This window comes from Faecalicatena contorta, from assembly GCF_021531995.1.
Taxonomy (GTDB): domain Bacteria; phylum Bacillota; class Clostridia; order Lachnospirales; family Lachnospiraceae; genus Dorea_A; species Dorea_A contorta_A.
The window spans coordinates 1-10,241 of sequence record NZ_JAFBIZ010000110.1; the positions used below are offsets into that span (position 1 = coordinate 1).

At 43.2% G+C, this 10,241-nt stretch carries 14 protein-coding genes; all 14 read left to right on the top strand.

The window, feature by feature from the left end; translation table 11 throughout:
- Positions 1-102 precede the first annotated feature (102 nt).
- Positions 103-1,416: a S1C family serine protease gene (locus JQM82_RS12655; RefSeq protein WP_235250716.1), complete on the top strand. Its 1,314-nt coding sequence runs from the start codon at positions 103-105 to the stop codon at positions 1,414-1,416.
- Positions 1,417-1,442: 26 nt separating this feature from the next.
- Positions 1,443-2,384: a 3'-5' exoribonuclease YhaM family protein gene (locus JQM82_RS12660; protein WP_235250717.1), complete on the top strand. Its 942-nt coding sequence runs from the start codon at positions 1,443-1,445 to the stop codon at positions 2,382-2,384.
- A 125-nt stretch (positions 2,385-2,509) separates the two neighbouring features.
- Positions 2,510-3,925, top strand: coding sequence for a 23S rRNA (uracil(1939)-C(5))-methyltransferase RlmD (gene rlmD, locus JQM82_RS12665; RefSeq protein ID WP_235250718.1), 1,416 nt, complete (start codon positions 2,510-2,512; stop codon positions 3,923-3,925).
- A gap of 276 nt (positions 3,926-4,201) precedes the next feature.
- Positions 4,202-4,639 carry a DUF6075 family protein gene (locus JQM82_RS12670; RefSeq protein WP_235250720.1) on the top strand — a complete coding sequence of 146 codons (438 nt, stop codon included), beginning with the start codon at positions 4,202-4,204 and terminating at the stop codon, positions 4,637-4,639.
- Between the two features lie 18 nt (positions 4,640-4,657).
- Entirely contained in the window at positions 4,658-4,825 is a 168-nt protein-coding gene (locus JQM82_RS12675; protein ID WP_235250722.1) for a hypothetical protein, read from the top strand.
- A gap of 12 nt (positions 4,826-4,837) precedes the next feature.
- Positions 4,838-5,614 (top strand): ParA family protein, encoded by a 777-nt coding sequence (locus JQM82_RS12680; RefSeq protein WP_235250724.1) that lies wholly within the window; start codon positions 4,838-4,840, stop codon positions 5,612-5,614.
- A complete protein-coding gene (locus JQM82_RS12685) occupies positions 5,607-6,491 on the top strand; it encodes a ParB/RepB/Spo0J family partition protein (protein ID WP_235250726.1) in 885 nt (294 codons plus the stop codon). The genes JQM82_RS12680 and JQM82_RS12685 overlap by 8 nt, the downstream gene beginning before the upstream one ends.
- Positions 6,492-6,515: 24 nt before the next feature.
- Entirely contained in the window at positions 6,516-7,598 is a 1,083-nt protein-coding gene (locus tag JQM82_RS12690) for a DUF6017 domain-containing protein (RefSeq protein ID WP_235250727.1), read from the top strand.
- Positions 7,595-7,927, top strand: a complete 333-nt coding sequence (locus JQM82_RS12695) for a DUF6050 family protein (protein WP_235250728.1) — start codon at positions 7,595-7,597, stop codon at positions 7,925-7,927. Before JQM82_RS12690 ends, JQM82_RS12695 begins: the two co-directional genes overlap by 4 nt.
- Before the next feature lie 28 nt (positions 7,928-7,955).
- Complete coding sequence (locus JQM82_RS12700) at positions 7,956-8,243, top strand: DUF6809 family protein (RefSeq protein ID WP_235250729.1); 288 nt, start codon at positions 7,956-7,958, stop codon at positions 8,241-8,243.
- A 72-nt stretch (positions 8,244-8,315) separates the two neighbouring features.
- Complete coding sequence (locus JQM82_RS12705; RefSeq protein ID WP_235250730.1) at positions 8,316-8,504, top strand: hypothetical protein; 189 nt, start codon at positions 8,316-8,318, stop codon at positions 8,502-8,504.
- Between the two features lie 2 nt (positions 8,505-8,506).
- The gene (locus tag JQM82_RS12710) at positions 8,507-8,803 is read left to right on the top strand and encodes a helix-turn-helix domain-containing protein (protein WP_235250731.1); all 297 of its coding nucleotides are present in this window, start codon (positions 8,507-8,509) and stop codon (positions 8,801-8,803) included.
- Positions 8,800-9,603 (top strand): hypothetical protein, encoded by an 804-nt coding sequence (locus JQM82_RS12715; RefSeq protein WP_235250732.1) that lies wholly within the window; start codon positions 8,800-8,802, stop codon positions 9,601-9,603. Before JQM82_RS12710 ends, JQM82_RS12715 begins: the two co-directional genes overlap by 4 nt.
- Before the next feature lie 63 nt (positions 9,604-9,666).
- Positions 9,667-10,241, top strand: a 575-nt coding sequence (locus JQM82_RS12720) for an AAA family ATPase (RefSeq protein ID WP_235250733.1), incomplete at its 3' end; no start/stop codon positions are given.

Below are 10,241 nucleotides of genomic sequence, written 5' to 3' on the forward strand. Positions count from 1 at the left end.
ATTTGTAACAATCCCTTTTGTAAAGTGTATGAGGATAAATATTGAACATTTGACGACCATAAGGTATACTATAGGAAGGATTGTAAAGGAGTATGATCGTCTATGGATGAGAATAAAGATCCACGGAGAGAGCAGGGGCAGAAAAGAGATGATCTGCAGGAGGATATTCCAATGGAAGAAGATCAGACGGAATATTCTTTCATGCAGGAAACGATTAAGGATGAGGCCGGAGGAAAAAGAAAGATTATTAATGATATCTGGCGCATAGCCGGACTGGGTCTGGTTTTCGGAATTGTTGCCAGCTTTAGTTTCTGCGCGGTAAAACCATGGATGGAGAACAGATTCCAGAAAGATCCTCAGCAGGTGACGATCCCCGAAGAGATAGAAGAAGGAGACGGGGAGGAGACGGAGAAACCGGAAGAGACGGAAGTCATAGAACCGGTGCTGGATGCAGACAGTTATCGTGAGATGCAGAAGGCGGTCTTAAAAGTTGCTTTGGATGCAGCGAAATCGGTGGTGGAGATCACAGGAGTAAAGAACGATCAGGAATGGATGACGGAGGAAAATGACAATCCCGGCAGTGTGTCCGGTCTGATTGTTGCGGATAATGGAAGAGAACTTCTGATCCTGGGTAAGATATCTCCAATCAAAGAGTCAAAGGAGATCCGGATTACTTTTGCCGATGGAGAAACCTGTACAGCCGATATTCTGATGACGGACAACAGCCTGGATCTTGGAATTTATTCGGTTGCAAGGTCTGTGATACCAGAATCTACATGGGCACAGATAAAAACGGCAGTGCTTGGCAGTTCTTCAACGGAGCAGCAGGGGGAGCCGGTCATTGTGCTTGGAAGTCCATTTGGATATTCCGGTTCGATGGGATTCGGAACGATGTCATCCAATAAAAATGCAATTGAAGTCGCCGATGGAAAATATCGCCTGATCTGTACCGATATTGCAGGTGCAGACAATGGAACGGGTGTGATCGTGAATTTGAACGGTGCAATCATAGGAATCATCGATCAGAGCATTTTGAAAGAAGAGGGGATGAATCTGGTAACCGGATATGGCATCTCTGATCTGAAGGAGAATATAGAACTTCTTTCTAATGGACAGTCGGTTCCTTATATTGGAATTCTGGGACAGGATGTAACCAGTGAAATGGAAGAACAGAATATCCCCAAGGGAGTCTATGTAAGAGAAGTAAAGACGGATTCACCTGCGATGGAAGCAGGTATCCAGAGCGGTGATGTGATTACCGAGGTTGATGGAACGAAAGTGTCTTCTCTTTCCGCATACCATGCGGCTTTGCTGGATGAAAAAAGCGGGATTAAGGTAAAGGTGAAAGGCATGCGTCAGGGAGTTGACGGATATGTGGACATTGAATTTACGGTTATGATTGGAAGCAGCCAATAAAAAGCTTGTAGAAAGAGGCAGAATATATGAGATATATCAATACCCTGCGTGAAGGGGAGACAATCAGGAACGTGTATCTGTGTAAGGGGAAACGTTCCGCAGAGACAAGAAACGGAAAGCCATACGATAATCTGATCCTTCAGGATAAGACAGGAACTCTGGACGGGAAAGTCTGGGATCCGAATTCCGGCGGGATCGCGGATTATGATGAGATGGATTTTATAGAGGTATTCGGGGATGTAATCAGTTATAACAACAATCTTCAGCTGAATATCCGGCAGATCCGAAAGGCGCAGGAAGGAGAATATATACCGGCAGATTATATGCCGACGACTGAAAAAAGTACGGATGGCATGTATCAGGAACTGATGAATTATGTAAAGCAGATTAAAAATCCGTATTTGCGTCAGGCGGTTGAATATTATTTTGTAAAAGATGAAACATTTGTCAGACGGTTCAAGGGACATTCAGCAGCAAAGACGGTACACCATGGATTTGCAGGAGGTCTTCTGGAGCATACACTGAGTGTGGTGAAGTTCTGTGAGTATATGGCAGGTGCTTATCCGATTCTTAATAGGGATCTTCTGTATGCAGCGGCAATCTGTCACGATATTGGAAAGATCAAAGAGTTATCTTCTTTCCCGGAAAATGATTATACGGATGAAGGGCAGCTTCTCGGACATATTGTAATCGGTGTAGAGATGGTGGGAGAAGCGGTGAGATCCATACCGGGATTCCCGGAAAAGCTTGCGAATGAGCTGAAACACTGCATTGTGGCACATCATGGAGAGCTGGAATACGGTTCACCGAAGAAACCGGCGCTTGCTGAGGCGGTTGCTTTGAACTTTGCAGACTGTACGGATGCAAAGATGCAGACACTGACAGAGATATTCAAGGATAAAAAGACCAGTGACTGGCTGGGATATAACCGGTTATTTGAATCCAATCTGAGAAAGACGGTTGTATAGAAGCAAAGCTGTCTGGACAGTGATAATTAGAGAGATACACATAAGGACGTAATGCTTTGAAAGAGGTGTTACGTCCTAAATGGTTATAGAAGATAAAAATGGAATCAGGGAGACAGGAGCAGATTATGCAGAAAAATGAGATGGTGACGGTTACGATTGAAGATATCGGGGTAAATGGGGAAGGAATCGGTAAGGTAGATGGATATACATTATTCATTAAAGATGCCATGATCGGAGATGTGGTGGAAGCCAGGGTGATGAAAGCGAAAAAAAATTATGGATATGCGAGACTGATGCATATCATTAAACCATCCAAAGATCGGGTGGAGACGCCGGTCTGTTCGATGGCGAGAAGATGTGGTGGCTGTCAGATTCAGGAGATGAAATATGCCAGACAGCTTCAATTCAAAGAAGATAAGGTGTGGGGCAATCTGATACGGATTGGGGAAGTGCCGGAAGAACTGCTTGCGAAGAAGATGGAACCGATCGCAGGCATGGAACTGTCAGAAGACATGGAACAGCCGTTTCATTATCGCAACAAAGCTCAATTTCCGATCGGTACGGATAAGGAAGGACATGCGATTACAGGCTTTTATGCGGGAAGGACACACAGCATTATCCCGAATACAGACTGTGCACTTGGTGTAAAAGTGAATAAGGAGATATTGGAATGTATCCTTGCATTCATGGAAGAATACCGGATCCAGGCCTATGATGAAGAACTTCATAAGGGGATGGTGCGCCATGTCCTGATCCGTTATGGATTCAGGACAAAGGAAATTATGGTGTGCCTTGTGATCAATAGCGATACACTTCCACATGGACAGGAACTGGCAGAACGATTGTCCGGGATCGAAGGTATGACCAGCATTACACTCAGCATCAACAAGGAAAAGACGAATGTGATCATGGGCAATACGATCAAACCACTGTGGGGACAGACATATATCACAGATTATATCGGAGATGTGAAGTATCAGATATCTCCATTATCTTTCTATCAGGTGAATCCGGTTCAGACAGAAAAGCTTTATGGACTGGCGCTGGAATATGCCGGGTTGACAGGAAATGAAACCGTGTGGGATCTTTATTGCGGCATCGGAACCATTTCACTGTTTCTGGCAAAGAAGGCAAAACAGGTCTACGGAGTTGAAATTGTACCACAGGCAATTGAAGATGCCAAAAACAACGCGAAGATCAATGGCATTGAAAATGCAGAATTCTATGTAGGAAGAGCAGAAGAAGTATTGCCGCAGTACTATGTGGATTATGAAAAAACGCATGGAGGAGAGAAGGCGCACGCAGATGTAATCGTGGTGGATCCGCCAAGAAAAGGCTGTGAAGAAGCCCTGCTTCAGACGATGGTAGATATGCTGCCGGATCGGATCGTGTATGTCAGTTGTGATTCTGCAACGCTGTCAAGAGATGTGAAATTCCTGCGGGAGAAGGGCTATGAGATTGAAAGAGTGAGGGCGGTAGATCAGTTTCCACACACGGTGCATGTGGAGACTGTGGTGGGACTACAAAGGAAAGATATCTAGAAATCCTTGAATTTACGCACTTTGTAGAGTTTTTCAGTTTCAACAAAATCGGTGAAAATCACAAGGAAAAGATACTTGTACAGAGAGTAACCGTAGTTGTTGCCTTAGACCTCGGTACGGGGAACACAAAAAATCCTGAATATGAAAGTGAATAGTGGACTATCAGATATTTGATAGATTATAGGGATACTTGAATGAGAGTGTCCCTATTTTTTATATAGGGCATTCCGAAAACGGAGTGCCTTTTTCTATAAAAATTTTCAGGAGGAAAAGAACATGAAGAACAGTACAGCGTTAGGTGCAAACAGCGAGACTACTCGCACAATAACTTTTAAGAGTGCAGCACACAAAGATTTTTATCTGGAGTATCTGCCACAGTGCAGATATAAGGACGTATATCACAAAGCATTGGTATATTGTCTCGGAATTGATGCGGATACAAGAAATCATGTAAATCGTATTTATGATTTTAAGTCCGGATGCGTCAAAACGGAATGTTTAAACGAAGGATGGCAGACCAGCGGCAGCATGAGGATTGTACGGATGGCATTTAATCTTTATTGCAACGGTACACCGAGCGTTTTTGATATTGAGGATGCGGACGGCCAGTTGCGGGAGTGCGGATGCTATACGGTGGAAGATTTATTCTGCTGTGGCTATGCAAAGTATTTTTGGGAGGCAATCAAAATCCGGTATCCGGAGTATTGCTATTAACCAGATGGGAGGGCGGATATGCTGAAAATCAGGCTTCAGGGAACAACAAATGACATTAAGTGGTTCAGAAAAATCCTGGAACGGGATAAAAGAGTGAATGTATTGCAGATTTCCGAGCCTTTTACCAATAAAGGAACAAAGAAATATTTTCGTGTGTATGCAGAGGTAGAAAAGAACAGGCAGTAGGAGGAAAAAGTTATGTGCAGAGTAATTGCAGTCGCAAACCAGAAAGGCGGCGTGTCCAAAACAACAACCAGCATCAATTTAGGAGTCGGACTTGTCCGGGCAGGGAAAAAGGTGGCTCTTGTGGACGCTGATCCACAGGGGCATCTGACAATGGGATTGGGATTTCCCAAAAATGTGAGGGTAACACTAAAAAACATGATGGAGAATATCATCATGGGAGTAGAGTTCGATCCCAAAGACGCTGTTCTGAGCCATAAGGAGGGCGTAGACGTCATTCCGTCAAACAAGCTGCTGACGGGTATGGATATGTCTTTACTTACGGTGGAGGACAGGGAAATGGTTCTGAAGGAGTACCTGGAATTGCTGAAAGCAGATTATGACTATATTATCGTTGATTGTATGCCTTCTCTTGGGATGCTGACAATTAACGCATTGAGTGCCGCTCACAGCGTCCTTATCCCGGTACAGCCGCAGTATTATGCGGCGGACGGGTTGATGGAACTGTTGAAGGTGGTAAAAGGCATCAAACAGCGGTTTAATCCAAAACTGGAGATTGAGGGGATTTTGTTCACGATGGACAGCAGCCGCTACAACAATTCCAAAAGAAATAAGCAGGCCGTAAAAAACGCTTATGGGGATGAAATGAGGATATTTGAAGATTCGATTCCCCGGTCAGAGGCTCTTGCGGAAACGGCATCAGAGGGTGTCAGCATTTTCTCTTATGACATTCGTAGTAAAGGTGCTGAAAGTTATGAAAGACTGGCGCAGGAGGTGCTGAACCATGCGTAGACCGAAAAAAGATATTCAGCTTACTTCTTATGACGATCTGCTTGGCATCAGTGAAAATAATGCTGATATAGACAAGGTGCTGGAAGTTCCGTTAAAAGATATTTACCCTTTTAGAAACCATCCGTTTCATGTGCGTGACGATGAAAAAATGGCGGAAACGGTGGAGAGCATCCGGAATTATGGCGTACTGAATCCCGCCCTTGTGCGGGTACGGGATGCGGGAGGCTATGAACTGATCGCAGGGCATAGGAGAAAACGTGGCTGCGAGCTGGCGGGAAAAGATACCATGCCGGTCATTGTCCGCAATTATTCTGACGATGAAGCTGTGATTATCATGGTGGATTCCAACATCCAGAGAGAAAACATCCTGCCCAGTGAAAAGGCGTTTGCCTACAAGATGAAAATGGAAGCTATGAGACATCAAGGGATAAAAACGGAAGATGGACAGCTAGCGGATACCGCTGATCTGGTAGGAAAAGAAGCAGGGGACAGTGGAAGAAAGGTGCAGAGGTATATCCGTCTGACGAGACTTGTGCCAGAATTACTGGAACTGGTGGACAATGGGAAAATAAAATTTATTCCGGCGGTTGCCCTTTCGTATCTGTCAGGCGAAGAACAAACCTGGGTACTGCGGTGTATTACGGAGAATGGTGCCGCAGTCAGCGGCGCAATGGCGGAAACGTTAAAAAAGCACAGCGAGGATGGGAAATTGACGGAACTTGCTGTGCAGCTCATCCTGAGTGAGGAAAAGAAAGACACAGGAAAGGTAACGCTGCCGGGCAACAGGATAAAGCAGTATTTCCCCAAAGACTATAGTAAACAGCAGATTGAGCAGGTTATTTTTGAATTACTGGAAGATTGGAAGAAAAATCATTAAGAAAAGGGAAGGAGGGAAAGCAAAATGGCGAAGTATGATGTTGTATTTGATTATTTTCATGACTATGAATCAGAGCAGTTTGCTTTTTACCGTATCCCAAAGGCACTGTTTACGGATGATTATTTCAGAAATCTTTCCAGTGACGCAAAGGTGCTGTATGGCCTGATGCTTGACCGGATGGCGTTATCCATCAAAAACAGATGGATTGATGAAAATGACAGAGTGTATATCATTTTTACGCTGGAACAGGTCATGCAGTACATGAATTGCGGCAGGGATAAGGGGATGAAAACACTTGCGGAACTGGACACCAAAAAGGGGATAGGACTCATTGAACGGGTAAAACAGGGATTTGGAAAGCCTGACATTATCTATGTAAAGAGCTTTGTGATGAAGCAGCGGCAGGCGGTAAATGTGCCGGCAGAAACGGAGGAGCCGGACGAATACAGCCCGCAAATAAATGAGGTCGAAGAAACCGACTTGTCGCAGTCGGAAAAACCGACTTATCGTGGTCGGAAAAATCGACCTCTTGAGGTCGAAAAAACCGACTTCTTGAGGTCGGAAAAACCGACTTATCAAGGTCGGGAAAGCCGACTTGTCGAGGTCGGAGAACCAGACTCTAATAATACTTATTATAATAATACTGATTTAAGTGATAATGAAAGGAATGATACCAATCTTATCAATCCATCCTGCAGGCAGAAGAAAAATCAGCCAGATCAGATTGATGTGATGGATGCGATAGAAGCCTATACGGATATTATCAAAAGTAATATTGAGTATGAGTATTTGGTCGAGGGATGCAGGCTTGGGGAAAAGGAATACATAGATGAGATCGTGGAGCTGATTGTGGAGGTTATAAGCGTCAAACGGGAAGCGGTTGTGATTGCGGGGGCAGAATATCCGTATCAGTTTGTGAAGAATAAGCTGTTGAAGGTAAACAGTTCCCATATCCAGTATGTATTGGAATGCCTGCACGATAACACAACAAAGATCAGGAATGTGAAATCCTATCTGCTGACTTGCATTTTTAATGCACCGTCTACCATCAACAATTATTACCGGGCGGAAGTCAATCATGACATGTACGGAGGAGGGAATTTATGAGCCGGAAAGAATTTATAGTAAAGACCATATTACCAATAGGGGCTGTTGTACTGCTGTTCTTTCTGCTCCGCCCCTTGTGCATGGAACAGGGAATGTTTGACTGGCGGAAATGGCTGCTGTTTGCAGGGGTTCCGTTTGGAGTAGGGAAAATGTTTTTCTGGATGGTTCCGAGAGGAACCGGCATCGGAGAAACGGTTGGCATCCTGGTGTTTAATCTCTTAATCGGCGGTATGATCGGAAGTATCATCATGGGATGGAAGCTGTTACTGGCAGCTATTACATTGTTAAGGAGCGCTTTCTATGCAGTCCGTTTTGTTACGGGAAGATAGAAAAGGCAGGGAACATGGAGGATAAGGAATGGACAGGAAACTATTGGAACAGTTATTCTATGACGGGATCATGCCCAGGGAACGGTGCTGTCCCCATAAACAGGAATATCATGATACCATGCAGTTATGCGATACGGTAGAGCAGGAGCTGGTTAGCCATTTATCGCCGGAACTATCGCAAATGTTTCACGATTATAAAGACTATGCGGGTAAATTGACAACGATGGAAAACGGGGAACATTTCATACAGGGCGTGGCACTCGGTATCCGGATTGTGGCGGAGGCGTTTACGCTGGATGATAACAAAACAGAATAAATTGTTTGATAAAAGCAGCCGGTTTTCGGTTGCTTTTTCACTGTCTGTCTAATAAATAAAAGGAGTTGGGAAATGGTAGGGATGATTGTGTTATTGGTATTTACCTTGCTGGCATTCCTGTTTCAGATATTTGTGGTGTTTTGTTTCTTTGCGGCATCCATAGTAATGTATGATGAAATGGGAGACGGCAGGTATTACAAAGACAAACAAATGACAGAGGAACTTCCTGACAATTTATCGGGAAATGAAAGGCAGGAATGAAGATGGATATTTCAGAGAAAATCCGGTATTTCCGGATGCAGAGAGGGCTGTCGCAGGAGCGGCTCGCAGACCGGGCCGGTATCAATACGAATACGATTCGCAAGTATGAGCTTGGGAAACGGAAACCGAAACTGGAGCAGTTAAAGAAGATAGCCGGAGGGCTTGAAATCAGTGTAATAGAATTTCTGGATATAGAGATTGAAAATGAAGCGGACTTGATTGCGGTATTAAAGAAAATCAGTCCGTTTTTTCAATGGGACACGTTTGCCCGGATTTTAGAGAAGGAGAATAGGCGATGATAGGGATTTATTTTCTGGCGGCGCAGGTAATTGTGTTTTTACTGTTTTATCCGATGATGGTTATGGGAAAACGGGCGGATGAAGAACTGAGGATGTTAAGTGAAAGAAGATTTCTGACAGACAATCAGAAAGAAGTGGAGGACAACATGGAGTCACAGAGAGATTTTTTGAGAACGATTGAGCGTGAGATCAGTAAAGGGAGCGCACCGGTACGTTTTGATGGGATGGGATTTAACGATGATACTTACCATCTGGTGGAGAGCCAGGCAAAATTGAATCAGCTTTTAGATTATTTTTTCCGTAACGGGGAGTATGCGGCACTGGCGGATAGGCAGATACGAAGCAATGTGTATATGGACGCTCATGGAAGGAATGTAAATTTTCGTACCGCAAAATCAGAGATAGACAGGAGAAACATGGAGGTATCCGCAAAATGCTGGATCAAGAAAAAACATCCGTCATTTGATGGAGATGTGTATGTGGAGAATGTCCGCTGCTTTTTGAAACTTTCGGAAGATGAAAAAGAAAAGCGGAAATGTGTGGTTGATGGGGCAGAAACCACAGCGTTGATTTTCAGCAGGAAACATCTGACAGCATTGTATCTGCAGTGTCTGGTTCACAGAAAAGAAGTAATGCAGCACACAGCGGAACTGGTAGGTTTTTCTGAGATATGTAACCGGATTTACCGCTTGGAAGATGTGGATGTACTGTTCCAGTGCCTGGTGTTGGATCAGATGCAGTGGGAGGAGGGACGGCTGTATGTAAATTTTAGTACGATTTATTTGATTGATATGAAATAAAAAAGTTTTCCCTGTTGAAATATGTTATACTTAATCAAAGCTTGAAATATTGGAGGAGTAAGTATGCTACATTCGTTGGAGTTGGAAAGATATAAATGTTATAGGGATAAAACAAAATTTGAAATTGCACCACTAACTATATTGTGTGGAATTAATAGTAGTGGGAAGTCAGCAATTATAAAGAGTTTATTGCTTTTGATGCAAAGCTATGAAAATTCAACAGCAACAAATGAGGTATCTTTTAATGGAAAATACTGCAATTGTGGTTCTTTTGATGACGTAATTTTTAATAGAGAAGGAAATTCTTTTTCTATTGAAAATGAATTTATTATAAGCAACAGTATGGACAAAAATGGTAATGCATTTAATCATCAGGATATAGTGTCTTATAAAGAATTGAATAAAATGTACAGAGATGTTTGTAAATATAGTATTGAGAAATTTAGATTAAAAATACAGATTGAAGTAGTAAAGTTTCAGGATTCGTCAAATCCTTATATTGAGGGTAATAAAATACAAAGATATGAAATTGGTTTATTAGCATGTAATAAAAATATTGATAGTAAAGAATGGATGTGTTCATCTATTATATTAAATAGAGTTGGCGAGACCAATAATAAAGATGATATGTATATTTC

Bases quoted from the DNA above. Each gene is read 5' to 3' on its own strand.
- JQM82_RS12655 (WP_235250716.1), top strand. From the start codon at position 103: ATGGATGAGAATAAAGATCCACGGAGAGAGCAGGGGCAGAAAAGAGAT.
- JQM82_RS12660 (WP_235250717.1), top strand. From the start codon at position 1,443: ATGAGATATATCAATACCCTGCGTGAAGGGGAGACAATCAGGAACGTG.
- rlmD (WP_235250718.1), top strand. From the start codon at position 2,510: ATGCAGAAAAATGAGATGGTGACGGTTACGATTGAAGATATCGGGGTA.
- JQM82_RS12670 (WP_235250720.1), top strand. From the start codon at position 4,202: ATGAAGAACAGTACAGCGTTAGGTGCAAACAGCGAGACTACTCGCACA.
- JQM82_RS12675 (WP_235250722.1), top strand. From the start codon at position 4,658: ATGCTGAAAATCAGGCTTCAGGGAACAACAAATGACATTAAGTGGTTC.
- JQM82_RS12680 (WP_235250724.1), top strand. From the start codon at position 4,838: ATGTGCAGAGTAATTGCAGTCGCAAACCAGAAAGGCGGCGTGTCCAAA.
- JQM82_RS12685 (WP_235250726.1), top strand. From the start codon at position 5,607: ATGCGTAGACCGAAAAAAGATATTCAGCTTACTTCTTATGACGATCTG.
- JQM82_RS12690 (WP_235250727.1), top strand. From the start codon at position 6,516: ATGGCGAAGTATGATGTTGTATTTGATTATTTTCATGACTATGAATCA.
- JQM82_RS12695 (WP_235250728.1), top strand. From the start codon at position 7,595: ATGAGCCGGAAAGAATTTATAGTAAAGACCATATTACCAATAGGGGCT.
- JQM82_RS12700 (WP_235250729.1), top strand. From the start codon at position 7,956: ATGGACAGGAAACTATTGGAACAGTTATTCTATGACGGGATCATGCCC.
- JQM82_RS12705 (WP_235250730.1), top strand. From the start codon at position 8,316: ATGGTAGGGATGATTGTGTTATTGGTATTTACCTTGCTGGCATTCCTG.
- JQM82_RS12710 (WP_235250731.1), top strand. From the start codon at position 8,507: ATGGATATTTCAGAGAAAATCCGGTATTTCCGGATGCAGAGAGGGCTG.
- JQM82_RS12715 (WP_235250732.1), top strand. From the start codon at position 8,800: ATGATAGGGATTTATTTTCTGGCGGCGCAGGTAATTGTGTTTTTACTG.